The sequence below is a fragment of the Roseibium sp. genome, from assembly GCF_048260565.1.
Classification (GTDB): domain Bacteria; phylum Pseudomonadota; class Alphaproteobacteria; order Rhizobiales; family Stappiaceae; genus Roseibium.
The window spans coordinates 947,327-973,873 of sequence record NZ_JBLXGP010000001.1 but is presented as its reverse complement, the minus strand read 5'-3'; the positions used below and the strand labels follow the sequence as shown (position 1 = coordinate 973,873).

The following is a 26,547-nucleotide window of genomic DNA, read 5'->3' as shown; positions in this document are numbered from 1 at the left end:
CATGTTTTATCAGACGCCTCTCAAGTCGGTCACGGTGATCGTGATCCTTGCCGCGCTGGCTTTGTACGCGATCCTCGGTGGTTATTTCGCGGGTGAAATCGTCGTGGAAATCGCCGTTCTTGCGATCCTTGCCATCAGCCTGGACTTCGTTGCCGGCTACGGCGGTATGATTTCGCTCTGTCACGGAGCGGTCGCCGGGATCGGCGCCTACACCTTTGCGGGCCTTACGGCGCTTATGGGTTTAGACGGCTTTACCGCGACGATCGCCGCGCTTGCCGTTGCGATGGCATTCGGCCTTCTGGTCGGTGCCGTGACCGCCAATATCTCTGGTATCTTCTTCATCATGGCGACGCTCGCCTTTGGCCAGATGGCCTATGTGGTCGTCTTCGAGTGGAAAGCGCTTGGCGGTGACGACGGACTGTCGGGGGTCTCGCGCTACGACCTGTCCGCGATCGGTCTCAACATGAACGATTCCATTCAGTTTGCACTGTTCTGCCTGCTGCTGGTCCTGATTGCCTATGCGGCGGCCGCCTATGTTCTGCGGAGCAGCTTTGGTCGTACTTTGATCGGTATTCATTCCAACGAGGACAGGATGCGGGCCCTCGGTCTCAGTGTCTGGAAACACAAGGCGGTCGCATTTTCCTTTTCCTCGCTCCTGGCCGGTGCGGCTGGTGTTCTGGCGGCCCAGCATACGATGTTTGTCTCGCCGGAGCTGCTGGTTTGGACCGTGTCGGGTGAAGTTCTGATCATTGTCATTCTTGGTGGGTTGGGGACGCTTGCAGGTCCGATTGCGGGTGCAGCGCTGCTGGTATTCCTGAAGCATCAGGTGAGCGAATACACCGAGCATTGGCACCTGGTGATCGGGCTGTTCCTGATCGCGGCCGTCATGGCCGGAGGGCGCGGTGTCTACGGTCAGGTCGAGCATGTTCTTCGGCGGAAGTCCCGGAGGAACGCAAATGCTTGAGGTCCGCGATCTGAGCAAGAACTTCGGCGGCTTGCGCGTTTCGCGCAACATCCACATGCGTCTCGAAAAGGGGGAGCGGCGGGTGGTTCTCGGACCCAACGGCGCGGGAAAGACCACCTTGTTCAACCTTCTTGCCGGCACTCTGCAGCCGACGTCGGGCGAAATCCTGCTCGATGGCGCGCGCATCACCAACCTCAATGTTGAGCAGCGGGCCCGGCGTGGTCTGTCGCGCAGCTACCAGAAGAACAATCTGTTCGAAGGGCTGACCGTCGGCGAGAACCTTGCGCTTGCTGCTGCAACGGCGGAAGGGCGGACCTTTTCCTGTTTCTCCCGTGTCCATGAGAGCCAGGCCATTCGGGAGACGGTTGAGGAAGTCGCCGAAATGGTCGGCCTCAGCGACCGGCTCGAGCTCGGTGTCGCGCATGCCTCTTACGGCAATCGGCGGCAATTGGAGGTCGGGCTGGCACTCGCGACGAGGCCGAAGCTCCTTTTGATGGACGAGCCGACATCCGGCGTCGGCCCGGGCATGATCGATGCCTTTCACAAACTGATCGCCACGCTGCCGCGGGAACTTACGATCGTCATCATCGAGCATGATCTCGACCTCGGTTTCGATGTGGCCGACAAGATCACCGTCCTGAATTACGGCGAAGTGGTTTTCGAAGGAACGCCCGAAGAAACAAAGGGAAGCGACGTGGTCAGGGAAATCTATCTCGGCGATTGGCAGGGCGATGCTTGAGGTTCGCGATCTTCATGCCGGTTACGGCGAGACCCGTGTCATTCACGGCGTCGATCTGTCCGTCGACGAAGGCCGTTTTCATGCCGTTCTCGGGCGGAACGGCGTCGGCAAGACGACGACCCTGAAAACCATCGTCGGCCTGCTGCCGGCTTTCAGCGGCGAGGTCCTGTTTGACGGCGCGTCTGTTTCCCGGTGCAGGCCGTTCGATATCGCCCGTATGGGCATCGCCTATGTTCCCGAAACACGGGATGTATTCGGGTCCCTGTCGGTTCTGGAGAACCTGAAGCTCGCCGCCCGGCTTTCGGCCGGAACGGACTGCAAGTGGACGGTGGAACGAGTCTTCGATTTCTTTCCCAACCTGGCCAGCCGGCGCGACAATGGCGGCAATCAGCTGTCCGGCGGTGAGCAGCAGATGCTTGCCATCGGCCGCGCGCTGGTCATGAACCCGAAACTGCTCATCCTGGATGAACCGACCGAGGGGCTCGCACCCATCGTCGTCCGGCAGATCTTCGACAAGCTGAAGGAGTTGAAGGGGGAGGGCATGACCATGCTGCTGGTCGAGCAGAATTTCCACTTCGCCACCCGGCTTGCCGATACCGCCAGTGTTTTCGGGCGCGGACAGTGCGTGTGGACAGGAACGTGCGAAGCCCTGCGCGCGGATGATGACCTGCATCGGCAATGGCTTGGTGTGTGACGAAAGTCGTCTTTTAAAGTATGTAATATATTGCCTGTTTTGAGTGAAATGTGTATTATTATGCACAAATCGCTTGAGGCCGTTTGGAGCGTGTTTTGAGCGGATAAAGGAGGACCGAATGTCAAAGCAGCAGTTTCTGGAGACCGTATCAACGATTGCCGATCGCATTGGCGACAAACCGCTCGATGACGCACTGGCAGCCTATCTCAATTCCGAGTTTCCGGTCGGCGGAGAGACCTTCTCCGCGCTGAAATCGCTATGCGCGGAAGGCGAGGCGGAGGGTTGGCTGATGGCTCGCGAGGCTGGCGGCATCAAGTTCGGACGGGCGGTGAAGCCCGGCACGGAAGCCCGGAATTTCAGCGTGGACGTGGTGCGGATGAAGGACGTCAAGGGGCCGCATCATGTCCATACGACGGGTGAAATTGGTGCTGTGATGCCGATTTCCGGCGCGCCGAAGTTCGATGATTTCCCCGAGGGCTGGTACGTCTACGGACCGGGGTCCGATCACCATCCCACCGTCACGGGAGGCGACGCCTATGTCCTCTACCTGCTCCCGGACGGCGCAATCGAGTTTACCGGCCGCTAGGCGATTGAAGTTTGCCCGCGCCTCAATCGACGTGCGGGCACGATAGTGCATCAGCGCGCAGGAGGAGACGCGCGCGAGGGAGGACCCATGACGACCACGAACGAGAATGCCGCAGTCTATTTTGTGGACCGGCATGCCGACGAGGATTACAGCGACAAGCCGGCCTTCATCGAAAGCGAAACCGGTGTGAATATCAGCTATGCGGACCTGGCGCACGAGACCGGCCGGATGGCAGACCTCTATGAGCGCCACGGCATTCGCCGCGAAGAGCGCGTGGCAATGCTGGTCCTCGACTGTATCGCCTTTCCGGTCATTTTCTGGGGCAGCCTGAAGGCCGGCGTCGTCCCCGTGCCGCTGAACACCCTACTCGGGTCGGACGTTTACGAGACGATCCTGAAGGACAGCCGGGCGCGGGCGCTGTTCGTGTCTGCGCAGCTGTTGCCGGTCATCGAGCCGGTTCTGGCGAATTGTCCGAGTCTGGAACGAGTGTTTGTCATCGGCGGAGCGGAAGCCGGTGACCATCTGTCCTTTCGCGAGGAACTCGCAGCCAGTTCATTCCGGGAGCCGATCGACGTCTCGTCGGATGAATGCGCGTTCTGGCTCTATTCCTCCGGTTCGACCGGCCAGCCCAAGGGGGTACGCCACGTTCACGGCAATCTGAAATTCACTTCAGACACCTACGGTGCCCAGGTGCTTGGCATCGTGCATGACGACATCGTCTATTCTGTCGCCAAGCTGTTCTTCGCTTATGGTCTCGGCAATGCGATGACGTTTCCCATGTCCGTGGGCGCGACAACGGTGCTGCTCGATGCGCGACCGACGCCGGACTCGGTCTGCAAGGTTCTCGATACCTATCAGCCCACCGTGTTCTGCGGCGTTCCCACGCTTTACGCGGCGCTGCTGGCCCATATCGACAGCGGCCAGGGAAGCATTTCGGCGCCGTTGCGCCGGTGCATTTCCGCGGGCGAGGCGCTGCCGGAGAAGGTCGGGTCCCGTTGGCGCGAGCTGACGGGTTGTGACATTCTCGATGGCGTAGGCTCCACCGAAATGCTGCATATCTTCCTGTCCAATCGGCCGGGTGATGTCGTCTACGGAACGTCCGGCGTGGCCGTTCCGGGATATGACATCCGGGTCGTCGACGAAAACGGCGAGGACGTCGGTACCGGTGGGATCGGTGAGTTGCTGGTCAAGGGGGCGTCTTCGGCATCTGACTACTGGAACCAGCGGGACAAGAGCCGGTCGACCTTCGAAGGTGCCTGGACCCGCACCGGGGACAAGTACGAGGTGACCGAGAGCGGGCGCCTGGTCTACTGCGGTCGGACCGACGACATGTTCAAGGTCAGCGGCATCTGGGTTGCGCCGTTCGAAATCGAGCAGGCGCTCGTCTCCCATCCGGCGGTACTGGAAGCGGCCGTCGTGGCGGCGAGAGACGATGAGGGACTGGAAAAGCCCAAAGCCTTTGTCGTCCTGAAAAACGGATTCGCTGGCGATCATCTGCCCGAAGAGCTCAAGGAAATCGTCAAGGAACACATCGGCAAGTGGAAGTATCCCCGCTGGGTTGAGGTGGTTCCGGATTTGCCGAAGACCGCGACGGGGAAGATCCAGCGCTTCAAGCTGAGGGACGATTATCATGCCTGAATTCGAATGGCGGGACGGCGTTCCAACCACCATCACGGTCAACGGAAAAACGCTGGAAGCCATAAGCTATGGTCCGTCGCCGGACCGGGCGCCGACGATTGTCCTGCTGCATGAAGGGCTCGGTTGCGTGGCTCTGTGGCGGGACTTCCCGAAGAAGCTGGCGGAAGCAACCGGCTTCGGCGTCTTCGCTTGGTCGCGTAGCGGCCACGGCCAATCCGATCCGGTCGACCTGCCTCGGCCGCTCGACTACATGACCCGCGAGGCCGTGGATGTCCTGCCGGTCGTGCTCGACACCATTGGCTTCAAACACGGCATCCTTGTCGGCCACAGCGATGGCGCGTCGATCGCGGCGATCTATGCGGGCAGCGTGGAGGATCACCGCGTCCGTGGGCTGGTGCTGATGGCGCCGCATTTCTTCACGGAGGAAGGCGGCCTGAAATCCATCGCCGAGGCGAAAACGGCTTATGAGACGGGTGATCTCCGCTCCAGGCTCGCCAAATACCACAAGGACGTCGACAACGCGTTCCGCGGCTGGAACGACGCCTGGCTCGATCCGGGGTTCAAGTCCTGGAACATTGCCGAGGCAATCGATTATCTGCGTATCCCGGTGCTCGCCATTCAGGGCGCCGACGATCAATACGGCACGCTTGCGCAGATTACGGAAATCGAGAACCGGATCTATTCGCCGGTCGATGTGGAAATCCTCGCGGATTGCAAGCATTCGCCTTTCCTCGAACAGTCAGAAAAAACCCTGGCGGCGATCTGCGAATTCTGCGCGCGCCTGGAACGGATCGAAACCGCGGAGGTTGAAATCGCATGAAGCTCGAGAGTCTGATTTCTGGGAAATGGACCGCTGGTGCTGCAGACGGCCGTTCGCTGGTCAATCCGGCCACCGGCGAGACGGTTGCGCACGCGGATGCGAGCGGACTGGATTTGTCAGGCGCGATGGCCTTCGCCAGGGATAAGGGCGGTGCCGCTCTGCGGACAATGAGTTTTGCCGAACGCGGCGCCTTGCTCAAGGCTGTGGCCGATGTGCTGACAGAGAACCGCGCCAAGTACGAAGACATTGCCCGCATCAACAGCGGCAACACCAAGGTCGACGCGTCGATCGATATCGATGGCGGCATCGGGACGCTGAAATACTATTCCCGCCTCGGCAAATCCCTCGGCGAAGCGACGACGGTTCTCGAGGCCGGTCAGGATCAGCTGGCCAAGGAGCCGGTGTTCTTCTCCCGGCATCTGTGGACCTCGCGGCCGGGTGTCGCCTTGCAGATCAATGCGTTCAATTTTCCGTCCTGGGGCATGTGGGAAAAGATCGCAGCGGCGACCATTGCCGGCGTGCCGAGCATGGCCAAGCCCGCAACGGCGACCGCCTGGCTGTCCCACGAAATGATGCGTGATGTTGATGCGGCCAATGTGGTGCCTGCAGGTGTGTTCAATCTGGTGTGTGGCAATGGCGAAGGCCTGCTGGATGCTCTCGGGCCGATGGACTCCGTCGCCTTCACCGGTTCTGCCGATACCGGGCTCACGATCCGCTCGCATCCGGTCGTTCTCCGCAGCGGCGCACGGGTGACGATCGAGGCGGACAGCGTCAATGCGACGATCCTCGGGCCGGATGTAGCGCCGGGCGATGCGCTGTTTGATCTTGCTGTCCGCGAGGTCGGCAAGGCGCTGTCGGTGAAGGCCGGACAGCTCTGCACCAATATCCGGCGCATCCTTGTTCCTAAAAACCATCTCGATGCCTTTACCGAGGCGGTTGTTGCGACCGTCTCCCGCTTTCCGGTCGGAGATCCGGTTGACGAGGCGGTGCGTGTCGGTCCGCTGGTCAACAAGCGGCAACAGCAGGACGCGCTCGACGGGATTGCCCGGCTGGGACGCGAAGCGCGTGTCCTGACCGGCGGTGCCGCGCCCGCAGAGTTGGACGGGGCAGGGGCCTTTGTGGCGCCGACACTGCTTGCCTGCTCAGATCCTCACAATGCGGAGCTTGTGCATGCGGTTGAGGTCTTCGGTCCTTGCGCGACGGTCATGCCCTATGACGGGATTGCGGACGCGATGAAGATCGCGGCGATGGGCGGTGGTTCACTGGCCATGAGCCTGTTTTCCAACGATGCGGATGCAAGGCTTCAGACAGCGGGAACGCTCGGTCCCTGGCACGGTCGGATCCTGATGGTGGACGAGGAAACCGGACGCAATCATACCGGCCACTCGATCGTCATGCCGCAATGTGTGCACGGCGGGCCCGGACGGGCCGGTGGCGGCGAGGAGCTGGGTGGTTTGCGTGGGCTGCGGCTGCACATGCAGCGCAGCGCGATCCAGGGCTCGCCATCCGCCTTTGCCGGCCTTGCGGAGCGTGCCGCGGAAGCGGCGCTGTGATCGGCCATGGCGGCGGAGGCGTTTCCCATGCCGGATTACCGGCACATTCCAGGCCGGAACGATCGGCCGGCCGATGGGACCTTCGACGCGGTCAAGGCGCGTGCGCCTGCAGTGACGTCTTCGGCAACGGCTGCGGAGAACATGGCATGGCGTTACGGGGTCCGGCTTTTGAACGAAGGCTACTTCTGGGAAGCGCATGAGGTGCTGGAGCAGGTCTGGCTCAATGCGCCGCCCAACAGCCGGGAAAGGCGCCTTGTTCAGGCGGTCATCCAGCTGGCCAATGGCTGGCTGAAGGAGGAAATGGGACAGCCCCGTGCACGGCTTCGGATAGCGGAACTGTGCCGCGTGGCGTTCGAAGAGGCTTTTCCGGAAGGTCGGGGCACCGGCCTGATGGGGCTGGAGAAAGACGGTGCGCTACGGGCTGCCGCGAATCTTGCGAACGGCAATGCGTCTGTCTTCCTTGAAATCGAATATGAATTATAATGCAGATTGCGTGAATTTTCGAATGAAAGAAATAAGTTATTGAATATTAAGGCATAATATGTGCGTTAAAATTCCTATTATAGCGTTGCCTTTCAAAAGAAGCGCATTATAATGCATATTGCTTGGACGGAGCGGGAGTGAACAAGTGACCAAACGTATCGATTTTCAAACAGACCCTTCGCGTTACCGGCACTGGCGTGTCGAGTACGACGGTCCGGTGGCAACGCTTTACATGGACGTCGATGAAAAGGGTGGATTGTTCGACGGCTATGAGTTGAAGCTCAACTCGTATGATTTGGGCGTCGATATCGAACTGGCCGACGTCGTTCAGCGCATGCGTTTCGAGCATCCGGAAGTCGCTTCCGTGGTGCTCCGCTCGGGCAAGCCCAATGTCTTCTGTGCCGGCGCGAACATTCGCATGCTCGGCGGCGCCGCTCATGCACATAAGGTCAACTTCTGCAAGTTCACCAATGAGACCCGCAACACCTTCGAGGCGGCGGGTGCCGAATCCGGCCAGCACTATATAGCCGCAGTCAAGGGCGCTTGCGCCGGCGGTGGCTACGAGTTGGCTCTGGCCTGCGACCGCATCATCATGACTGACGACGGTTCCACGACCGTCGCACTGCCGGAGGTTCCGCTTCTGGCCGTGCTGCCGGGCACTGGCGGCCTGACCCGGGTCACCGACAAGCGCAAGGTGCGCCGGGACCTGGCCGACGTGTTCTGTTCCACAGAGGAAGGCGTGAAGGGTCGTCGTGCGGTCGACTGGCGTCTGGTGGACGAAGTGGTGCCGAACTCCAAGTTCGACGAGAAGGTTACGGAGCGGGCAAAGGAAATTGCCGCCGACGAGACCCGGAACAAAGGCGCCAAAGGGATCGAGCTGACCCCGCTGGACCGGCGGTTCGAGGACGACGGTTCGGTCATCTATTCTCTGGTCGAGGTTCAGGTCGAACGGGCCAAAGGCATTGCCACGATCATGATCACCGGACCGGACGGGGATGCTCCGGCGTCCATCGACGAACTGCATCGGCAGGGCGCGTCCGCCTGGATCCTCCGCCTGGCGCGGGAACTGGACGACGCCCTTCTGCATCTGCGTCTCAACGAGCTTGAGATCGGCGTTGTCGTCTTCAAATCCCTGGGCGACCCGGAAAAGGTCGTGGCGCACGAGAAGTTCCTGCTCGACAACAGGGGAAGCGACTGGCTGTCCCGCGAAATCCTGCTCTACTGGAAACGCGTGCTGAAACGCATCGACCTGACGTCGCGTTCGCTCGTGGCGATGATCGAAAACGGTTCCTGCTTTGCCGGGTTCCTCGCCGAAATCCTGTTTGCCTGCGACCGCAGCTACATGATGGAAGGTGATTTCGAGGGCGACAATCGTCCCGTTGCCACCATCACGCTGACGGACGGCAATTTCGGCACCTATCCGATGTCCAACGACCTGTCCCGGCTGGAAACCCGGTTCCTTGGTGAGCCGGAGCGCGTCGCGGCGGCACAGGAACATATCGGAGAAGCGTTGGAGGCTTTCGATGCCAACGATCTCGGCCTGGTGACCTTCGCCTTTGACGATGTCGATTGGGAGGACGAAGTCCGCATCTTCCTGGAGGAACGTGCGAGCTTCTCTCCGGATGCGATGACCGGGATGGAAGCCAATCTGCGCTTTGCCGGTCCGGAGACCATGGAAACCCGGATTTTCGGACGCCTGACCGCCTGGCAGAACTGGATTTTCCAGCGTCCGAACGCAGTCGGCGAGAACGGTGCGTTGCAGCGCTACGGCACCGGCGTGCGGGGCGAATACGACATGCGCCGGGTCTGAGCGTCCGGCCGGAGGAATTTCAAGGGAGACACCAAAATGCTTGATCTGATCAATGTCAGTTACGATACGCAGATACCCAACAACGTCGGACTTTCCTCCGACAAGAGGGTGCTGAAGGCTCTGGAAAAATGGCACCCCGGTTACATCAACTGGTGGAACGATCTCATTCCGGAGAACTTCCAGCAGAGCCTCGTTTATCTGCGTACGGCCGTCAGCGTGGACCCCAAGGGCTGGGCGAAGTTCGATTATGTGAAAATGCCGGAATACCGCTGGGGCGTGTTGCTCGCACCGCAGGTCGAGGATCGCCGGATCCCGTGCGGTGAGCACGCCGGCGAACCGGCCTGGCAGGAAGTTCCCGGCGAATACCGCGCCCTGATGCGCCGCCTGATCGTGATCCAGGGCGACACCGAGCCGGCTTCGGTCGAACAGCAGCGTTTCCTCGGGCTGACCGCGCCGTCGCTCTATGACATGCGCAATCTCTTCCAGGTCAACGTGGAAGAAGGCCGGCACCTTTGGGCCATGGTCTATCTGCTGCATAAGTATTTCGGTGCCGACGGCCGTGAAGAAGCGGACGATCTGCTGCGCCGCCAGTCGGGTTCGGAAGAAGCCCCGCGTATGCTGGGGGCCTTCAACGAGGAAACCCCGGACTGGCTGTCCTTCTTCATGTTCACGTACTTTACCGACCGGGACGGCAAGATGCAGCTGGAAAGCCTGGCGCAGTCCGGCTTCGATCCGCTGTCGCGCACCTGCCGGTTCATGCTGACGGAAGAAGCCCATCACATGTTCGTCGGGGAAACCGGCGTCGGGCGCACGATCGAACGCACCTGCCAGGTGATGAATGAGAACGGTATCGACGATCCCTATGACATCGACCGCATTCGTGCGTTCGGCGTCATCGATCTGCCGACGATCCAGAAGAAGTTGAACCTGCATTACACGCTGTCCCTGGACCTCTTCGGCCAGGAAGTGTCCACCAATGCGGCCAATGCCTTCAACGCAGGCATCAAGGGTCGTTACATGGAAAACCGTCTTGACGACGATCACAAGCTGACCGGCGACACCTACAAGGTTCTCGACGTGGATGGCGACAAGATCATCACGCGCGATGTTCCGGCTCTGACGGCGATCAACATGCGCCTGCGTGACGACTACACCCGGGATGCCTCTGGCGGTGTCGGCCGCTGGAACAAGATCATCGAAAAGGCCGGCGTCCAGTTCGAGATGAAGCTGCCGCATGAGTCCTTCAACCGCAAGATCGGCGTTTTTTCCGACAAGCTGTTCGACCCGGAAGGGAAGTTGGTCAGCGGGGCGGAATATGATGAAGGCATGAAAAACTGGCTTCCGACCCATGCGGATGGCGACTTCATCCAGTCGCTGATGAAGCCGGAACGCGAGCCGGGCAAATACGCGAGCTGGATCGCCCCGCCGAAGGTCGGGATTAACAACCAGCCCGGCGATTTCGAATATGTGAAGCTTCACATGGCGTGACGCCGGAAACAGGGGAGCGCGCCCATACCGCGCTCCCCAAACAACAAAGCGCCGCAAAGAGCGCTGCGGGAGGATCGATGAGCCAACCTCAAAAACAGCACCTGATTGACCCGGAAATCTGCATTCGCTGCTACACCTGCGAAATGACCTGTCCGGTCCAGGCGATTGTGCACGACGACAGCAATGTCGTGGTCGATTTCGACAAATGCGACTTCTGCATGGATTGCATTCCGGTATGTCCGACCGGGTCCATCGACGAGTGGCGTGTGGTGGAAACGCCATATTCCGTTGAAGACCAGTTTTCCTGGATGGAATTGCCGGAACAGCAGGACTTCGGCCCGTCGGGCGGAAATGTCGATACCTCCATCGAGGCTTTGGACGAGGAAATGGCGGCGCTGCTTGCCGAAGCCCATTCGGGTGCCGGCGGCAAGTCGAAGGCGCCTCGCTCGGCGTCGAAACCATCGGTCAATCTCTACACGATCGGCAAACCGGCCGAGGCGACGGTTCAGGGCAATTACCGGCTGACCGCCGAAGGCGCGGACAGCGATGTGCGCCATATCATCCTGGATTTCGACGGTCATCCGTTCCCGGTTCTCGAAGGCCAGAGCATCGGCATCATTCCACCGGGAGCCGATGATGCTGGCAAACCCTATCTGCCGCGTCTTTATTCGGTTTCAAGCCCTCGCGACGGCGAGCGGCCGAACTACAACAACCTGTCCCTGACGGTGAAGCGGGAGCCGAACGGCATCTGCTCGAACTATGTCTGCGACCTGAAGGTCGGCGACAAGGTGAAGGTGACAGGTCCCTTCGGCGCCACCTTCCTGATGCCGGACGATCCGGACGCGAAGCTTCTGATGATCTGCACGGGCACCGGATCCGCACCGTTCCGGGCGTTCACCATGCGCCGGCAGCGAAATGCGGCCGGCAGGTCTGCCGGCATGACCCTGGTCTTCGGTGCGCGTACGCCTCAATCGTTGCCGTATTTCGGGCCCCTGAAGAAGGTGCCGGAGACGATCCTGAGGAAACATCTGGTGTTCAGCCGTATCGAGGGCGAGCCGAAGCACTACGTTCAGGACAAGCTGCGGGAAGAGGCTGAGGCCGTTGGCGAGTTCCTGAAAGACCCCAATGCCTACATCTACATCTGCGGACTGCGCTCGATGGAGCAGGGTGTGGAAAGCGCCTTTGCGGATATCTCGCGGGGCATTGGACTGAACTGGGCGGATGTGCGAAACGGGATGCGGGATGAAGGCCGTTATCACGTAGAGACTTATTGATGGATGATATTTCAAACCGCACCGCGCAATCGAAGGTTTTCACGCACGTCATCACGGTGCGATGGGCGGACTGCGATCCGGCAAGGATCGCCTATACCGGACGTCTGCCGAATTTCGCGCTTGAGGCGATCGACGAGTGGTGGGGCGTGCACACCGGGTACGACTGGTTTCACGGCAATGTGGACCGCAATGTCGGCACGCCGTTCGTCCACCTGTCGATGGATTTCCGCAGCCCGGTGACGCCTCGTCATCCGCTTGTTTGCGAAGTGCGCCTCTTGAAACTCGGTGAAAGCTCCATTCGGTTTTCGGTCCGAGGTCTCCAGGACGGGGTCCTCTGCTTCGAAGGCGAGTTCGTCGAAGTTTTTGTGGAGGCCGATGTGCATCGAAAGATACCGGCGCCGGACGACATGCGGGCAAAGTTGGAGGCTCTGGTCGTCGATTAAGTTTGTTTGCCAATATGAGGGGAGAAATTGGGACCGATCCGGAAATATATTGCACACCCGAAATACGGCGACTAGGTTGCCTCTTAAAGAGTGCAATCGGACCCTGTGATGGACGAAATCACGAACTTTCGCGGTGAGGTGGTACCCGACGAGCGGCTGACGCCGCGCGAAGGCGATGTGGATGCTTTCGTCGCCGCGGTCGGTGAACGGGTGCGCAAGGCGCGGGAACGGAAGGGCATTGCCAGGCGGGTTCTGTCGGAGCTCTCAGGGGTCTCCCAGCGGTATCTCGCGCAGCTTGAAAGCGGCGGCGGGAACATTTCGATCGCCCTGCTTTACAAGGTCGCCAATGCGCTCGACCACCGGGTCGAATGGCTTGTGGGCGAGGAAGACCCCTGGAATTCTGAAGCTGCACGGGTTGCCGACTTCTATCGTCAGGCGACGACCGAACAACGGCAGCGGGTCATGCAGATCCTCGACCCGGGCCGGCCGGCGCAGTTGCGGCGCCAGCGGATATGCCTGATCGGGTTGCGCGGTGCGGGAAAATCCACGCTCGGGCGGCTGCTCGGCAAGGAGATGTCGGTCCCCTTCATCGAACTCAATCGCGACATTGAGGAACAGAGCGGCATGCCGGTCAGCGAGCTCATGGCGCTTTACGGTCAGGAAGGCTATCGCCGTCTGGAACGGCAGGCCGTCGAGCGGGTGGTGGCGACTTCGGATGCGGTGGTCCTCGCCGTTGCCGGTGGTATCGTGTCGGAGCCGGAGACCTACGGGTTCCTCTTGCGCAATTTCCACACGATCTGGCTCAAGGCGTCGCCGGAAGAGCACATGAATCGGGTGCGCGGGCAGGGGGATGAGCGTCCGATGGCCGGCAATCCGAAGGCCATGGAAGAGCTGAAATCCATCCTCACGAGCCGCGAGGTGCTTTATGCGAAAGCGGAAAGCATCGTGAATACCAGCGGCAAGAGCGTCGAAGACAGCCTGCAGGACCTTATGACCACGATCCGGGATCTCGGGATCGTCTGAAGCCTTGTTTCCTCCCAGCGGTATTTTCTATAGCTCTCCCGAGCCCTGGGGTGGCATTGGCCTCCCCTTGAATTCAACTGAATACCAACGAACAAACAAACACTTGCACAGCCAGCTGCAATTGAAAGGTAAGCCTAGATGCCGGTAACGATCGAAAGGCGGGGAACCGCCGCTGTCGTTTTGATTGATAATCCTCCCGTCAACGGGATCTCTGCCGAGATCCGCAAGGGACTGCTTGATGCTGTGAACGAACTTGCGGCGGCTGGCGATATCGAGAGGGTAATCGTAACCGGAGCCGGCAAGATCTTCTGTGCGGGCGCAGACACGCGCGAGTTTGATCTGCCGCCGGTCGAGCCGCATCTGCCGGATGTAATCAACGCCATCGAGGCGAGCAGCGTGCCCTGGATTGCGGCCATCAACGGCGCGGCGCTTGGGGGCGGTGCGGAGATTGCACTTGCCTGCAGGTTTCGTATCGCTTCGCGGAAAGCGACCATCGGCTTGCCGGAAGTCACCCTTGGTGTGGTTCCCGGGGCAACCGGTACCCAGCGCCTGCCGCGACTGGTCGGCATGGCGGCGGCGCTTGACATCATCCCGCAGGGGAAGGTGCTGAAGGCCGGACCGGCGCTCGAGATCGGCTTAATCGACAAGATCGAGGACGACCCGGTCGCCGCCGCACTCGATTTGGACGCCGGACTGTTTTCAGATGTTGTTCCGCTGGCCGAACGCCCCGCGCCTCAGGCCGACGAAGCTGCGGTTGAAAAAGCCAGAGTGCAGGCATCGAAACGGATGAAAGGGCAAACAGCGCCTCTGGAAGCCATCGATCTGGTGGCGGCTGCCGCCGATACGCCGTTTGCGGATGCGCTGGTAAGGGAGCGGGAGGCCTTTCTTAGGCTGCGTGCGGGCTCTCAGGCGAAGGCACTGAGACATATCTTTTTCGCCGAGCGAGGAGCAAAGGCACCCGAGCCGATTGCGTCTGCGGAAGCTGTAGACGTCCGGCAGGCCGTTGTCGTCGGCGGCGGCAACATGGGGGCCTCCATTGCCTATGCCCTCGACAGCGCTGGCATCAGCGCAACCATCGTGGAAACAGATGCGGACGGGGCGGATCGGGCTGCCGCAAACGTGGCCCGACTGGCCGACGGAGCCGCGAAACGCGGTCTCCTTACCGCGGAACAGGCCGAAACCTGCAAGGCCCGCATTGCGATCGTGACGGGCTACGTCGATCTCCCGCCGGCGCAATTGGCGATCGAGGCCGCGTTTGAGGACATGGACGTCAAGAAGGCGGTCTTCGCCAATCTGGAAAAGGCATTGCCGGAAGACGCGGTTCTGGCGACCAACACCTCCTATCTGGATGTCAACGAGATCGCGGCAAGTGTGTCGAACCCGGCTCGGGTGGTTGGGCTGCATTTTTTCAGCCCTGCCCACATCATGAAGCTTCTGGAAATCGTGCGAGGAGCGGCAAGCGCGGATACTGCACTTGCCACGGGATTTGCTGTGGCCAAGCGTCTTCGGAAAATCCCCGTCCTGGCCGGTGTCTGCGATGGCTTCATCGGCAACCGCATCCTGGCGCGCTACCGGGAAGCCGCGGACACGGTGATGATGGACGGGTCGAACCCGTGGGATATCGACGAGGCAATGGAGGACTTCGGCTATCCGATGGGCCCCTACGAGGCGCAGGACCTGTCCGGCCTCGACATTGCTTATGCCAACCGAAAGCGCCAGGAAGCGACCCGCGATCCGAACCGGCGTTACATCCCGATTGCGGACCGGATGGTTCATGAGGGCCGGCTCGGACGCAAGACCAGCGTCGGCTGGTACCGGTATCCGGGCGGCGGCGGAAAGGTGATCGATCCGCTGGTGGAAGACCTCGTCCGCGAGGAGGCGCATTTCGCCAAGGTGACAAGGCGCGATTATAGCCACGAGCAAATTCGCACCCGGCTCGTCTGCGCCATGATCAACGAGGCGGCCGACATCCTGGAGGAAGGGATTGCCCAGCGCGCCAGCGACATCGATCTGGTGACGGTGCATGGTTACGGTTTCCCGCGCTGGCGCGGCGGGCTGATGTTCCACGCCGATCAGATCGGCTTGGATAAGGTTCTGGCGAACATCAATGCCTTTGCCGAAGAAGACCCCGTCGCCTGGAAGGCGTCACCGCTGCTTCGCCGTCTGGCGGAAAGCGGCAAGTCTTTCGCCGAGCTCTGAAGAAGAGGGCCGTTGGATCCGGCCTGAAAACGCCGGCCGGATTACATACAACGTCACTTCGCCAGGATGATTATTCAGCCGCCACACCGGTCCGGTCGATCTGCTTCGCCTTGCGCTTGAACGGATTGTCATCAGGAACGTCGTAGTCGAGCTTGATCTTGCCCTTGGCATAGGCGTCCGCCATGTAGCGGAAGGCGTTTACCGTCATGCGCATCAGGTGTTCGCCGGCCTTGATCGGCGGATATTTTTCAATCGTTTCCGGCGTGCGGAACTTCGGCAGCGGTTCGACCACCGCGTCGTAGTCGAGGCCGAAGAACAGCGGCATGGAGTACCTTTCCCGGCCGATGTTGGTCACACGGTGCTGGGTCGATTTATACTGGCCGCCGGACCAGGTCTCGAAAATATCGCCGATGTTGACGATGAAGGTACCGGGCAGGGGCGGGGCCTCCATCCAGTAGTCGTCCGCATTGAGCACCTGGAGACCCGGGCCGCCCTGCAGCAGGATCGTGAAACATTCGAAATCGGAATGCGCTCCGATTCCGACCGTATCCTTGGACGCCGGCATGTCGTTTTCGACGTATTTCAGCAATCGAAGCTGGGACGTCGGATTGTTGATGTACTTGATCAGAGTGCCGGATTCGACGCCAAGCTCGAATTCCAGTGCGCTCAGCATCTTCAGGCCCAAACCGAAGATGGCATCGTAATAACTGGAGATCGTTTCCTTCCAGCCTGGAAGATCCGGCCAGATATTGGGGCCGGTCATACGCCAGCCGGCAAGGTAGTCGGGATGATCGGCGGGCGCCTCGAAGGACATGTCCCAGGCTTCGTTGAAGTTGATCTTTTTCGGAAAATCAGACCCGTTTTCCTCAAACGGTACGTAGCCGCGATGGTGGGTGGTGAAGCCGGACCAGTACTTCATCTTGTAGCTGCGGGTCTGGTCGTGGAACTCGCGCGATGCGGCTAGAGCCGCGTCGATCAGACCCTGATCGACGCCATGATTCCTGATATAGAAAAAGCCGGATGTGCGGGCGGCATCGCCCAGGGCTTTGGCCACTGCGGCCATGTCTTCCTGGGAGCCGGTATGCAGGCCGGACAGATCGATGACCGGCAATTCCACGTTTTCCGCGCTGAGTGCGATTTGATCGTCCGTACCATCGATCGGCGTCGCCGTATCGGTGGCGGCAGTATCCAGAAGATCTCGCATGTTCGTCCCTCGGTCGTGACTTGTGCACGGGTCGGCCCGCGCGAACCCGGACATGCTTTCCGGGTGGTTTTGAATGGAAACGGCACGTTCCGTTATCCGGAGTTCGGGGTGCAGATAGGCTTGTCGTAAAGTAGCGCCTGAGGCGAACTCCATTGAAATACCTAGCATCTGCACTAAAAAGGAGCATGATTAAAATATATACTTCCTGCTGTTATTGAGGGCAGGTGAAAATTGCTCGCGTCAGCGTAAATAGTGCGAAAAAACAGCGTTCTATTAAGAAATCAAAGTTGGCATGCTCGATGCATGCATCTGTTACTCGGTCGTCCGTGCCGTAATGCGCGGCGGCGATAAGGCAGGGGGTCGCCCTTGCAATTACGGGTTCAGGAGAAACTTCCCATGACACAGAAGAAGATCAACGGCCGTTTCGACAGCATGACACGGCGCGACATCCTGCGCGCGGGCGCAGGCGCTGCCGCATTGACGGCCGGAACATCCGTTTTGGGCATGCCTGCCATTGCGCAGGAGCGGTCCATCAAGGTCGGGTCCTACGGCGGCTACTTCGAAGACAGCTTCAAGAAGCACATCTATCCGGTCTTTACCGAAGCGACCGGTATCAAGGTGGAATCCGTCACCCAGCCGAACTCGAGCGACTGGTTGGTGACCATGCAGCAGGCGGCCGCTTCCGGCACGGCGCCGGCGGATCTGTCGCTCTATGGCAAGGACACCATGATCAAAGCGATGCGTATCGGCGGGCTGCTGAAGCCGCTCGATGCGGCCAAGATCCAGAACGCCTCTAACCTGAAGGCCGACTTTCTTTACGAAGGGTCCGATGGCCTCCTGGGCGTGGGCGCCATGGCCTGGTTCACCGCGATGGTGATCAACCCGAAAGAGATCAAGCCGGCACCGACCAGCTGGAAGGAATTCTGGGAAAACCCGGCGCTTGAAGCGTCTCTGGGCCTTTCCAAGCAATATGACGCGCGTTTCCTCGACATCGCTGCGGCAACCTATTTTGACGGGGCCGAAACCCTGATGACGGAAGAAGGCATCACAGCGGTCATCGACAAGATTGCCGAAATCAAGCCGAATGTCGCGCTGTGGTGGACGGCCGAAAGCCAGATGGAACAGGCCATGAAGAACGAAGACGTCATCGGCGGTATGTACTACCTCGACGTCGCCGGACTTATGGCTGCCGACGGTTTCCCGATCGCACCGATCTTCCCGAAGGAAGGAAATCCGATCGGTTACGGCTCCTGGTGCCTGAGCCCGCTATCGGAAAAGTCCGAGGAGGCGGCCGAATTCATCAGCTTCTCCTGCGATCCGGCAACCCAGGCCCTGATGTCTCGCAAGATCGGAACTGCACCCCTCGTGGACAAGAGCCTCACCGACTTGACGGATGAAGAATATGCCGGTGTGTCGGGCGAACCCTACATCACGCCGGCCTATGAGGCCTATCTCGATAAGGAGAGCTTCATCAAGGAGAAGTGGGACGCAATGCTGGCAGGCGCATAAGGGCGCTGCCAACCAAAATATCGGCGGGAGTGTGTCGTTCCTCCCGTCGACCGCCCCTGATTTCCTCTCACAAACCGAAAGGAACGGCATGCCCGGTCTCGTTCTTGCTGGTATCAAGAAAACCTACGGCCAAGTCACAGCGGTCGACAATATCGACCTCACCTTTCCGAAAGGAAAGCTGACGGCGCTTCTCGGGCCGTCCGGTTGTGGCAAGACGACACTCCTCCGCATGATTGCCGGTCTGGAGGACCCGAGCCGCGGAACGATTTCACTCGACGGCAACGACATTACCGAAAAGCCGGCGAACCGGCGCAAGTTTGGCATGGTCTTCCAGTCCTTTGCTCTGTTTCCCCACATGTCGGTCGCCGAAAACGTGGCCTACAGTCTTGCGATTGCGGGCGTAGACAAGGCCACCCGGCGAGCGCGTGCCGAAGAGCTGCTCGATCTGGTCAAGATGGCCGGTTTCGAGGACCGCCGGATCGGACAGCTATCGGGGGGACAGCGCCAGCGTGTGGCGATCGCGCGGGCGCTTGCCCAGAAGCCTGATGTTTTTCTGCTCGACGAACCCATGTCGGCGCTCGATGCTCAGTTGCGTGAAGCCATGCAGGTGGAGCTCAGGCTCCTGCAACAGAAGCTGAATATCACCACGATCGTGGTCACCCACGACCAGCGCGAGGCGATGACCATGGCCGACCAGATCGTGGTTATGAGCAATGGCCGCTACGAACAGATCGGCAGCCCCTCGGAAATCTATCACAAGCCGGCGAGCGCCTTTGTCGCCTCGTTCATCGGCAAGGCAAACTTCCTGAAAGGCAAGGTGCGGGACGGCGGTGTGGATGTCAGTGGTTTCCATTTCAGGCCCGAACCGGCGGCGTCCTACCTCAACGGATCCCCGGTCCAGATCGCCTGCCGGCCGGAAAACGTGTCGCTCTCTTCGGCCGACGAGACGGGCCCGAACCGGCTGGCGGGGACGGTGACGTTCCTGCGCGATATCGGACCGACGCGCGAAGTCTATGTGGAAACACCGGTCGGTACGGTCATATGCGAGATGCCTGCATCGACCGAGACTGTCTTTTCCCAAGGGAAGACGGTTTCAGCCGAGTTCCCGCCGCATGCGCTGCGCCTGTTTCCCGATACGGATGAAGCAGAGGGCGCAAAGAAAGGATCGGATGCCGGAGAAGGCTGCGGTTCGACTGCATCGAACAAGCAGGATGTCGCGGCATGAGCTATCCGGCCGCCTCCTCAGAACTCCAGCTCGACCGAGAGGACGGCAAGGGCGGCTCGGCCTTCGCCACCTACATAAAAGAGCTTGAGCCTTCGAAGATCGTCATGGGCATGATTACGGCGGTTATCCTGTTCGTGTTCGTAGCGCCGTTCTTGCTCGTCATCGTGGTGAGCTTCGGTGAGAAGATCGAAGGTGCCAGTTGGGTCTGGGGGCTCGATTTTAGCAACTACATTCGCGTCTTCGTCGGGGTGGATTGGCCGAACAGCGTCACGCTGCTTTATACTCTCAAGCTTTATTACACACTCGCCTATGCGGTGCTGGGGTCGCTGATTGCCGTCGGCTTCGCTTTTCCCTTCACCTACTTCATGACCCAGGGATCGCGACGCAGCCAGGCGATGTGGTTGGTGTTCGTGCTTGCCAGCCTGTCCATGTCCGAAGTCTTTGTGGTCATGGGCTGGGATATTCTTCTGTCGAACCGCTCCGGTCTTCCCGCACTGTTCAAAGCCGCCGGAATAACGAGCTGGCTAAAGGAAACAGGATGGCTTGCGGTTCTGCGTGACTGGGACCTCGCAAGCCCCCGGAACGTGAAGTTCAAGACCTCGCAGCTCGCCACGGTCCTGACCATGGCCTATCTGGTCTGGCCTTACGCAGTGATCCTTCTGTTCGCCCCACTGTCGCGGATCGACCGGTCGATGATCGAGGCGGCGCGGACCATGGGCGCAGGGTCTATAACGGTGCTGCGAACGATCGTCCTGCCGGCGGTGCGCCTGCCGGTTTTCGGGTCTTTGCTGCTGCTCTTCGTCTATCTGCTCGGCACCTATGTCACGGTGACCTATTTCGCGGAACCCGCTCATCAGACGTTGCCGGTGTCGATCTACGAGTCAATCCGGGGAGCGACCCTGAACGCGCCGTTCGGGGCGGCCCAGGCGGTCATCCTGCTGATTACCGCCGGCATATTCATCGGTTTCAGTCTGATGCTGGCACGATTGGCGGAGCGAAAGGCATGATCAAGGCCGCTTTCAAGCAAGGGTTCATGGTTCTGTGTGCGATTTATGTCGTCCTGCCGATCATGGTGGTCTGCCTGTCGGCTCTGAATGGCGGGCGGTCCATGCTGTTTCCGCCGGAGGATCCGACCCTCGGCCGGTTCGTCGATTTCTTCGTCAACGAGCCCGTGTGGCTGAATTCTCTGGAAAACTCCGTCGTGATCGCGCTTTCGGCAGCGACGCTTGCCATCCTGATCACATGGCCGGTCGCCTATGACCAGTGGAAGAAGGACAGCAAGTTTTCCAGGATCCTGGCCAGCCTGGCGGGCCTGCCGTTCGCGCTGCCGCCGATCGTCTTCGGGGTCGGCCTGAGCTTCCTGTGGACGTTCATCGGCGGACTGGGAAATATGTTTACCGGCATCCTGAGCCATACCGCGCTTTTGGCGGCTCTGCCGCTGGTGACGATATCCATCGGCCTTCAGTCCATTGATCGGGCGCATCTCGACGCGGCTGCGACGATGGGAGCGAGCGAGGGAACGATTCTCCGGACAATTATCCTGCCGCAGACCCTGTCTTATACGCTCTCGGGCTTCTTCTTCGTGGTGGTGCTCAGCTTCCACGAGTTCATCGTGATGTTTTTCGTCTCCGCGTCGTCCTACGCGACCGTGACGCTGCAGATCTTCAATTCGCTGCGCAACGGCTTCACGCCGACCATGGCGGTAGGGGCGATCACGTTCCTGATCGTGTCGCTCATCGTGTTCAGCCTGACGGCCCGTTTCGGCGATTTGCCCCGTTTGATGGGCGCCGATCAGGCGCGCAAGGATCCCTGACATCAAGAAAGGAAAATGACATGGCTGCACAACCGCTTCTCGTCGGAAATCCCGTGCTTCTGGTGATCGATATCCAGAAGAGCGCCTTTCTTGAAAACTATGACGGCGGCATTCCGAAGATGACCGCCTACACCCAGGCGATGCGTCAGGCGCGCAAGGTGATCGACTCTGCCAGGGCAAACGACGTTCCCGTGATCTTCTTTCAGGAAGCCCACCGGCCGAACATGATTGATTTCGGCCGGGAACTGGACGGGACCGAGGACGTACACTGTGTCGAGGGCCGGGAAGGCACCGAGATCGCGGATGATATCGTCGGCCTGCGTCCGGATGATTACGTGATCAAGAAAAGGCGTTATTCCTGCTTCATCGGGACCGATCTCGATATCCTGCTGCGCGGTCTTCGGGCGGATACGCTGGTCATGGTTGGCGGGCTGACCAATGTCTGCGTGCACTACACCTTCGCCGACGGCCACCAGAAGGATTTCTATTGCCGCGTGGTGAAGGACTGTGTCGGCGGCTCGAGCGACGACGCCCATGATGCCGCGCTCAATGCCATGGAATATCTCCAGACCGGTGCGGTGCGCATGAGTGATGAGGTGATCTCCGCGTTTTCAAGCCACAAGGTGGCTGCGGCTTGAGCGCGCTGGCCGACCCACTGACCGGGGACATCACGGATCGGGAGATACTCGGTCTCTGGAAGCGCGCCTATATCAAGGCGCCTGCCGAAAATCCGGCCCATGAGGATCACGAAACCCGGGTCTACTGGTTTCAGGCATCGGAACTTTATGCCGATTTGCGGGTCCCGGCGGAATTCGCGTCGGGCTTCGGCGGTGCCGCGCTCAAGGATCTGGATTGCGATACGCTGTTCCGACTCGGAAAATGCGAAGGCTTCGCCGGTATCTCGACGGTGGAAGACAGCGTCTGCACCTGGCGCCGCTTCATCAATCTGCAAGGACCGGAGGAGGGCAAGGACATCGGCCGTCTAAGCCAAGCGCCGGACGGCATGTACGAACACGGGGTCGAGGCGGATTTCGTCGAACTCTGGCAGAATGATCCGTCAAGGTCGTCGGGAATGCGGGCGGAAATCTATTCCGACGGTGACGGACGGATCGCAATCCTGGTTCATTCCGCTACCCATTTCCTGTTTGCCTGCGACCGCCCCGAACGGACCCGCCGGCTGACGACGTTCCAGGTGGAACTGGCCGACGCCCTGATCTGTCCGAACCCGGCGCCTGACCTGCTGAACAGCCTGTTCGAAGCCGAATACAGTTTCGGCCATCTGCACAGCGGGGCGGCGGTGATCGATCTGTCCACCCTGCCAACCCGCGTCGGGGACTGCCTTTTCGAAGACGTGCCCGTCAACGGTGATCCGTTCCAGACGAACCACCGTTCTTTCGACGGGCTGCCATACCAGCGGCAGTGGTACAAGGTGGCGCGGGATCGTCTGCCGGAGCTTCTCTAGACGCCCCAGATCCGGAAATAATGCTCGACGATCTCGTCGAGCCGCTTCTTGCCGAAGCTCGGATCATGGCCGCCGTGGACGATGGAAACGTCGAGCGCCTTGAGCTTTTTCATGGTGGCGACATACTCCTCCACGCTCATGCCCGGACCGTCATAGATGAGCGGGCCGTCATAGATTGCATCGCCGGCAAACAGGATGCCGGTCTTCTCCTCAAACAGGGCAATGCTGCCGGGCGAATGACCAGGCACATGCAGCACCGTGAACTGGCGGTCGCCGAGGTCGACCGTATCGCCTTCCTCCAGAAGACCGGTCGCCGGGGCGCCTGTCAGGGAATAGGTTTTCGGGTCGTAGCCGGCATAGGGCAAGGCATCGATCAGAAGTGCGTCCAGCGGTGGGTAGCCGGCTTCCTCGAACAGGGCAATCAGCTTGGGATCGATTTCGTCGCGGATGATCGTGTTCATACCCGACGGGGCGGCCATTTCGTCCGCTTCGATCGGATGGACGAGACGGACGTCGAATTCATGCACCCCACCTATGTGGTCGATGTGCGTGTGCGTCGAGACACAGACGATCTCCGCAAACGGTTTTTCCGTCAGCGGTTCCACATAGGGGCGGATTGGCACGATGCCCATGCCGGTGTCGATCATCATGTCCCGGTCGCTGCCGCGCACGAAGAACAGGTTGGCCTGTTCGAGCACATGGACATGGGGCTCCAGAAGCATGTCTGTGGTGTCGTCGACCTTGGTGATCGAAAACCATGTGTCCGCAATCGGGTAGCTCTGGAGATCCATTCTGTTCCGCTTTCTGTTGTTCTCGCATCTTGAGATGCAGTATCCTCGGCGGTTTGAACGCAAGGTGTGTGCCAGATGCGATGACCCTCTACGAAAATTCAAAAAATTTATTTATTCCAGATACTTGCGTCGTTGTTCCGATATCAGATTCAATTCTGTAATGCTGCGTTGGCCGCACCCGTCAGCTCCCTTTGCCGCCTTTTTGATCAGGCTTCAGACCATTGGCCGATAACGGCGCCGCGACCGGCGCCATCGGAGCTGGCAGACAGGACCAAAAGGATCGCGACGCGCTTAATCGAGTTTTCTTGGCCAAAGCGTCGTGAAGATTTGCCATCGGCAGACATCCTCCAGTTCGGGAGCCGTCAGCAACATCCCTTGTAGAAGTCTGCCACGTGCGGTTCGATTGCGGAGAATGCTTTCCGGGCGTCTTCTGTCGTGGGCAGGGCCGCACGATACTGAGCGCGCAACTCGGTCTCGACCGCTTCAAGATCCAGACCGGTGAGTTTGCCGTTCTGTAGAATGGTCCGTCCGCCTGATACCAGTTCGACGATGTGATCCTGGGTTGCGCGGGCAAACAGATACTGGCGCGGATCGACCGGCATCAGGCCGTCCCGGTCGAGGGCTTCCAGGTCGAGGAACATCAGGTCTGCCGGCTGTCCGACTTCGATCGTTCCGCCCTTCGCCAGTCCCATGGCGGCGCGTCCGGTAGAGCAGGCGGCTTTCAGCGCATCGCCAGGGGTCAGGTCCTCGGTAAAACCCCAGCCGGCATTGAGCAGGCGGAACAGGCGCAATTCACGCAAGGCGTCGTCGTCCTCGTCGAAGGCGCAGCCGTCAAGGCCCATGGCAAAGGCAACGCCCGCCTTCTTCATCTCTGCAACAGGGGCGATACCGGAAGCGAGATGCAGATTGGAGGAAGGATTGACGGAAATGCGGGCACCGTGTTCGGCGATCAGGTCCAACTCCTCCGGTCGTGCCCAGACGCAATGGGCCAAAGTGAGACGCGGCGACAGAAGGCCTATGTCGGCAAGGTGGCGTACGATCCCCTGAGGATACGCCTGATCTGCCCAGTGGCGTTGCGGCATCGTCTCAAGCAGGTGCATATGAACGCGCCGATTGTTGCGTTCCGAGGCCTCCGCAATCGCAGTCAGGAAAGCGTCGGTACACCACTGCACGCCGTTGGGGCCGTATTGGACATCGACGCCGGGTATGTCTCCGACAGTGTCAGCGACAGCATCCACCAGGGCGATCTGATCCACTGGTGACTTCGGTGTGCTGAGCCAGGTTTGGCGAACTAGGGATTGGATCTCTTGGGGAAGGCCGCTCAACAGCGGTTCATGATCGCCGTAAACCAACGGATTGCGGTCCCGGATGGCGATGGCCAGACCGATCGCAAGGCCCGCATCGGAAGCTGCCCGGGCGATTTCCTTTGCTTCTTCGGTCAAGGAGGTCAGCCCCATCGGACGGGTCAGGTGCGCCATAGCACCGACACAGCCGCTGCGGACGGATCGGCCAAAGGCGGCTGCCGTTGCCAGATAGGGGTCGACAGATGGCATCGCCGCGAGACTTGGCAGCCATGTTTCAAGCGGTTTCAGGCCGCAGCCGAAGGAAGTCGTCGACAGGGGGCGGGCGTGATTATGGGCATCCGCCAACGCCGGCATGGCAAGCAATCGTGGTCCTGAGGATGGTTCTTCCATCGGACGAATGGCCGAAATGATGCCGTCCTTTACGGTTATTTCCAGCGGTCCGCCCGGCTCATATGCCGGGCCGAGCAAAGCATCGGCGACCTGGAAGACGCGCGTGTCGGTCATTGTGAGAATAGTCCTTTCATCTGTCTCGTCGCGGTGCTTATGGCTGGGCAAGAAAAGCTTGGGAGCTGGGTGGCACAACGGTTTTGAAATGGTCCGCAATTGCGCCTGATGTGGTCCACCAGACGCGCTCGTCGGAAAGCGACTTAATTTTCGCAAGGGCTCGGCGCAGATGCCTTAGCCGGTAGGGCTGGCCAAACAGGTACGGGTGCAATGCGATCCCCATGACCAATGGCTGGTCCTCGGATTGCGCGAGCATTTCCTCGAAATTGTCGACGATCATGTCGGCAAAGGGGGCGGCATCCATCTTGCGGCCGACAATCATCGGGATGTCGTTGAGTTCCTGAGGGTAGGGGACGCTCAGGATCGGGCCGGACCGGGTCTTGAACCAGACGGGCTGGTCGTCATGGCACCAGTCGAGCAGATAGCTGTAGCCGGCCTCTTTCAGGAGATCCGGCGTGACAGGGCTTTGGGAGATCCACGGGCCGAGCCAGCCTTCCGGTCTGCGGCCTTCCGCCTTCTCTATCCGGGCCGTAGCTTCCTCGATGAGGGATCGTTCCTCTTCTTCCGCCAGAATGCCCTGACGCTCGGAATTGGTCCGGCCGTGACTGACGATTTCATCGCCCCGAGCGCGAAACCGTTCGATCAGGCCGGGACAATCGTCATAGAGGTTTGAATTCACCAGCACGCTCAGCGGTAATCCGAAGGCGTCAAAGAGGTCGGCCATGCGAAATGCCCCGACACGGTTGCCATAGTCGCGCCAGGCATAATTCAGGACGTCCGGCTGCGGTCCGCCAGGAGCCAGTTCCGCGCCCAGTCCTTCGCCAAACCGGAAGGTTTCGAGATTCAGGCCGATATAGACAGCCAGCCGCCGCCCGTCGGGCCAGAAGAAATCCGGCCTGTCTGTAATAGGGACGTATGGGTATCGACTATGCATTGTTCAGCCTTTGAGATGTGCAAGCGTATTGCTGCTTTCGGGGCAAGCGCTGTGTTTCAGCCAGTCGCGTGCTCGCTGGACTTTTTA

At 60.1% G+C, this 26,547-nt stretch carries 24 protein-coding genes; 20 read left to right on the top strand and 4 right to left on the bottom strand.

Annotated elements, in window-relative coordinates:
• Nucleotide 1 precedes the first annotated feature (1 nt).
• The 14 genes from ACN0SO_RS04450 to ACN0SO_RS04385 all read left to right on the top strand — a co-directional run bounded on the left by ACN0SO_RS04450 (nt 2) and on the right by ACN0SO_RS04385 (nt 15,714).
• Nucleotides 2–964 carry a branched-chain amino acid ABC transporter permease gene (locus tag ACN0SO_RS04450; protein WP_417674918.1) on the top strand — a complete coding sequence of 321 codons (963 nt, stop codon included), beginning with the start codon at nt 2–4 and terminating at the stop codon, nt 962–964.
• Entirely contained in the window at nt 957–1,703 is a 747-nt protein-coding gene (locus ACN0SO_RS04445; RefSeq protein ID WP_417674916.1) for an ABC transporter ATP-binding protein, read from the top strand. Before ACN0SO_RS04450 ends, ACN0SO_RS04445 begins: the two co-directional genes overlap by 8 nt.
• Entirely contained in the window at nt 1,696–2,397 is a 702-nt protein-coding gene (locus tag ACN0SO_RS04440; RefSeq protein ID WP_417674914.1) for an ABC transporter ATP-binding protein, read from the top strand. Before ACN0SO_RS04445 ends, ACN0SO_RS04440 begins: the two co-directional genes overlap by 8 nt.
• A 118-nt stretch (nt 2,398–2,515) precedes the next feature.
• Entirely contained in the window at nt 2,516–2,983 is a 468-nt protein-coding gene (locus ACN0SO_RS04435) for a DUF4863 family protein (protein ID WP_417674912.1), read from the top strand.
• Between the two features lie 87 nt (nt 2,984–3,070).
• Complete coding sequence (locus ACN0SO_RS04430) at nt 3,071–4,621, top strand: benzoate-CoA ligase family protein (protein ID WP_417674910.1); 1,551 nt, start codon at nt 3,071–3,073, stop codon at nt 4,619–4,621.
• On the top strand, nt 4,614–5,441 hold the full coding sequence (locus ACN0SO_RS04425) for an alpha/beta fold hydrolase (protein ID WP_417674908.1): 828 nt from the start codon (nt 4,614–4,616) through the stop codon (nt 5,439–5,441). Before ACN0SO_RS04430 ends, ACN0SO_RS04425 begins: the two co-directional genes overlap by 8 nt.
• Complete coding sequence (locus tag ACN0SO_RS04420) at nt 5,438–6,994, top strand: 3,4-dehydroadipyl-CoA semialdehyde dehydrogenase (protein ID WP_417674906.1); 1,557 nt, start codon at nt 5,438–5,440, stop codon at nt 6,992–6,994. Before ACN0SO_RS04425 ends, ACN0SO_RS04420 begins: the two co-directional genes overlap by 4 nt.
• A gap of 27 nt (nt 6,995–7,021) precedes the next feature.
• On the top strand, nt 7,022–7,477 hold the full coding sequence (locus ACN0SO_RS04415; protein WP_417674904.1) for a DUF309 domain-containing protein: 456 nt from the start codon (nt 7,022–7,024) through the stop codon (nt 7,475–7,477).
• A 145-nt stretch (nt 7,478–7,622) separates the two neighbouring features.
• Entirely contained in the window at nt 7,623–9,287 is a 1,665-nt protein-coding gene (boxC, locus tag ACN0SO_RS04410; protein ID WP_417674902.1) for a 2,3-epoxybenzoyl-CoA dihydrolase, read from the top strand.
• A gap of 36 nt (nt 9,288–9,323) precedes the next feature.
• A complete protein-coding gene (boxB, locus tag ACN0SO_RS04405) occupies nt 9,324–10,775 on the top strand; it encodes a benzoyl-CoA 2,3-epoxidase subunit BoxB (protein WP_417674900.1) in 1,452 nt (483 codons plus the stop codon).
• 77 nt (nt 10,776–10,852) lie between these two features.
• On the top strand, nt 10,853–12,049 hold the full coding sequence (gene boxA / locus ACN0SO_RS04400) for a benzoyl-CoA 2,3-epoxidase subunit BoxA (protein ID WP_417674898.1): 1,197 nt from the start codon (nt 10,853–10,855) through the stop codon (nt 12,047–12,049).
• Nucleotides 12,049–12,492 carry an acyl-CoA thioesterase gene (locus tag ACN0SO_RS04395; protein WP_417674896.1) on the top strand — a complete coding sequence of 148 codons (444 nt, stop codon included), beginning with the start codon at nt 12,049–12,051 and terminating at the stop codon, nt 12,490–12,492. The genes boxA and ACN0SO_RS04395 overlap by 1 nt, the downstream gene beginning before the upstream one ends.
• Before the next feature lie 108 nt (nt 12,493–12,600).
• Nucleotides 12,601–13,515, top strand: a complete 915-nt coding sequence (locus tag ACN0SO_RS04390; protein WP_417674894.1) for a helix-turn-helix transcriptional regulator — start codon at nt 12,601–12,603, stop codon at nt 13,513–13,515.
• Nucleotides 13,516–13,653: 138 nt separating this feature from the next.
• A complete protein-coding gene (locus ACN0SO_RS04385; RefSeq protein ID WP_417674892.1) occupies nt 13,654–15,714 on the top strand; it encodes a 3-hydroxyacyl-CoA dehydrogenase NAD-binding domain-containing protein in 2,061 nt (686 codons plus the stop codon).
• A gap of 70 nt (nt 15,715–15,784) precedes the next feature.
• Here ACN0SO_RS04385 and ACN0SO_RS04380 read toward each other — a convergent pair whose 3' ends face one another.
• Nucleotides 15,785–16,918 (bottom strand): isopenicillin N synthase family dioxygenase, encoded by a 1,134-nt coding sequence (locus ACN0SO_RS04380; protein WP_417674890.1) that lies wholly within the window; start codon nt 16,916–16,918, stop codon nt 15,785–15,787.
• A gap of 396 nt (nt 16,919–17,314) precedes the next feature.
• Between ACN0SO_RS04380 and ACN0SO_RS04375 the strand changes: the two genes are divergently transcribed.
• From ACN0SO_RS04375 to ACN0SO_RS04350, 6 genes are all read left to right on the top strand, one after another.
• Nucleotides 17,315–18,427, top strand: coding sequence for an ABC transporter substrate-binding protein (locus ACN0SO_RS04375; RefSeq protein WP_417674888.1), 1,113 nt, complete (start codon nt 17,315–17,317; stop codon nt 18,425–18,427).
• Nucleotides 18,428–18,515: 88 nt separating this feature from the next.
• Complete coding sequence (locus ACN0SO_RS04370; RefSeq protein WP_417674886.1) at nt 18,516–19,652, top strand: ABC transporter ATP-binding protein; 1,137 nt, start codon at nt 18,516–18,518, stop codon at nt 19,650–19,652.
• Nucleotides 19,649–20,659 (top strand): ABC transporter permease, encoded by a 1,011-nt coding sequence (locus tag ACN0SO_RS04365; protein ID WP_417674884.1) that lies wholly within the window; start codon nt 19,649–19,651, stop codon nt 20,657–20,659. Before ACN0SO_RS04370 ends, ACN0SO_RS04365 begins: the two co-directional genes overlap by 4 nt.
• On the top strand, nt 20,656–21,465 hold the full coding sequence (locus tag ACN0SO_RS04360; RefSeq protein WP_417674882.1) for an ABC transporter permease: 810 nt from the start codon (nt 20,656–20,658) through the stop codon (nt 21,463–21,465). The genes ACN0SO_RS04365 and ACN0SO_RS04360 overlap by 4 nt, the downstream gene beginning before the upstream one ends.
• 20 nt (nt 21,466–21,485) lie before the next feature.
• Nucleotides 21,486–22,103: a cysteine hydrolase family protein gene (locus tag ACN0SO_RS04355; RefSeq protein WP_417674880.1), complete on the top strand. Its 618-nt coding sequence runs from the start codon at nt 21,486–21,488 to the stop codon at nt 22,101–22,103.
• On the top strand, nt 22,100–22,927 hold the full coding sequence (locus ACN0SO_RS04350) for a hypothetical protein (protein WP_417674878.1): 828 nt from the start codon (nt 22,100–22,102) through the stop codon (nt 22,925–22,927). Before ACN0SO_RS04355 ends, ACN0SO_RS04350 begins: the two co-directional genes overlap by 4 nt.
• Here the strand turns inward: ACN0SO_RS04350 and ACN0SO_RS04345 are convergent.
• The 3 genes from ACN0SO_RS04345 to ACN0SO_RS04335 form a co-directional block, all read right to left on the bottom strand.
• Entirely contained in the window at nt 22,924–23,718 is a 795-nt protein-coding gene (locus ACN0SO_RS04345; RefSeq protein WP_417674876.1) for an MBL fold metallo-hydrolase, read from the bottom strand. The two genes, ACN0SO_RS04350 and ACN0SO_RS04345, sit on opposite strands and share 4 nt — an antisense overlap.
• 362 nt (nt 23,719–24,080) lie before the next feature.
• Nucleotides 24,081–25,526 (bottom strand): amidohydrolase family protein, encoded by a 1,446-nt coding sequence (locus ACN0SO_RS04340; protein WP_417674874.1) that lies wholly within the window; start codon nt 25,524–25,526, stop codon nt 24,081–24,083.
• Between the two features lie 37 nt (nt 25,527–25,563).
• Nucleotides 25,564–26,460: a polysaccharide deacetylase family protein gene (locus tag ACN0SO_RS04335; RefSeq protein ID WP_417674872.1), complete on the bottom strand. Its 897-nt coding sequence runs from the start codon at nt 26,458–26,460 to the stop codon at nt 25,564–25,566.
• Between the last annotated feature and the right edge of the window lie 87 nt (nt 26,461–26,547).

Excerpts from the sequence above, each read along its gene's own strand:
- ACN0SO_RS04450 (WP_417674918.1), top strand. The coding sequence starts at position 2 with ATGTTTTATCAGACGCCTCTCAAGTCGGTCACGGTGATCGTGATCCTT.
- ACN0SO_RS04445 (WP_417674916.1), top strand. The coding sequence starts at position 957 with ATGCTTGAGGTCCGCGATCTGAGCAAGAACTTCGGCGGCTTGCGCGTT.
- ACN0SO_RS04440 (WP_417674914.1), top strand. The coding sequence starts at position 1,696 with ATGCTTGAGGTTCGCGATCTTCATGCCGGTTACGGCGAGACCCGTGTC.
- ACN0SO_RS04435 (WP_417674912.1), top strand. The coding sequence starts at position 2,516 with ATGTCAAAGCAGCAGTTTCTGGAGACCGTATCAACGATTGCCGATCGC.
- ACN0SO_RS04430 (WP_417674910.1), top strand. The coding sequence starts at position 3,071 with ATGACGACCACGAACGAGAATGCCGCAGTCTATTTTGTGGACCGGCAT.
- ACN0SO_RS04425 (WP_417674908.1), top strand. The coding sequence starts at position 4,614 with ATGCCTGAATTCGAATGGCGGGACGGCGTTCCAACCACCATCACGGTC.
- ACN0SO_RS04420 (WP_417674906.1), top strand. The coding sequence starts at position 5,438 with ATGAAGCTCGAGAGTCTGATTTCTGGGAAATGGACCGCTGGTGCTGCA.
- ACN0SO_RS04415 (WP_417674904.1), top strand. The coding sequence starts at position 7,022 with ATGCCGGATTACCGGCACATTCCAGGCCGGAACGATCGGCCGGCCGAT.
- boxB (WP_417674900.1), top strand. The coding sequence starts at position 9,324 with ATGCTTGATCTGATCAATGTCAGTTACGATACGCAGATACCCAACAAC.
- boxA (WP_417674898.1), top strand. The coding sequence starts at position 10,853 with ATGAGCCAACCTCAAAAACAGCACCTGATTGACCCGGAAATCTGCATT.
- ACN0SO_RS04395 (WP_417674896.1), top strand. The coding sequence starts at position 12,049 with ATGGATGATATTTCAAACCGCACCGCGCAATCGAAGGTTTTCACGCAC.
- ACN0SO_RS04390 (WP_417674894.1), top strand. The coding sequence starts at position 12,601 with ATGGACGAAATCACGAACTTTCGCGGTGAGGTGGTACCCGACGAGCGG.
- ACN0SO_RS04385 (WP_417674892.1), top strand. The coding sequence starts at position 13,654 with ATGCCGGTAACGATCGAAAGGCGGGGAACCGCCGCTGTCGTTTTGATT.
- ACN0SO_RS04380 (WP_417674890.1), bottom strand. The coding sequence starts at position 16,918 with ATGCGAGATCTTCTGGATACTGCCGCCACCGATACGGCGACGCCGATC.
- ACN0SO_RS04375 (WP_417674888.1), top strand. The coding sequence starts at position 17,315 with ATGACACAGAAGAAGATCAACGGCCGTTTCGACAGCATGACACGGCGC.
- ACN0SO_RS04370 (WP_417674886.1), top strand. The coding sequence starts at position 18,516 with ATGCCCGGTCTCGTTCTTGCTGGTATCAAGAAAACCTACGGCCAAGTC.
- ACN0SO_RS04365 (WP_417674884.1), top strand. The coding sequence starts at position 19,649 with ATGAGCTATCCGGCCGCCTCCTCAGAACTCCAGCTCGACCGAGAGGAC.
- ACN0SO_RS04360 (WP_417674882.1), top strand. The coding sequence starts at position 20,656 with ATGATCAAGGCCGCTTTCAAGCAAGGGTTCATGGTTCTGTGTGCGATT.
- ACN0SO_RS04355 (WP_417674880.1), top strand. The coding sequence starts at position 21,486 with ATGGCTGCACAACCGCTTCTCGTCGGAAATCCCGTGCTTCTGGTGATC.
- ACN0SO_RS04345 (WP_417674876.1), bottom strand. The coding sequence starts at position 23,718 with ATGGATCTCCAGAGCTACCCGATTGCGGACACATGGTTTTCGATCACC.
- ACN0SO_RS04340 (WP_417674874.1), bottom strand. The coding sequence starts at position 25,526 with ATGACCGACACGCGCGTCTTCCAGGTCGCCGATGCTTTGCTCGGCCCG.
- ACN0SO_RS04335 (WP_417674872.1), bottom strand. The coding sequence starts at position 26,460 with ATGCATAGTCGATACCCATACGTCCCTATTACAGACAGGCCGGATTTC.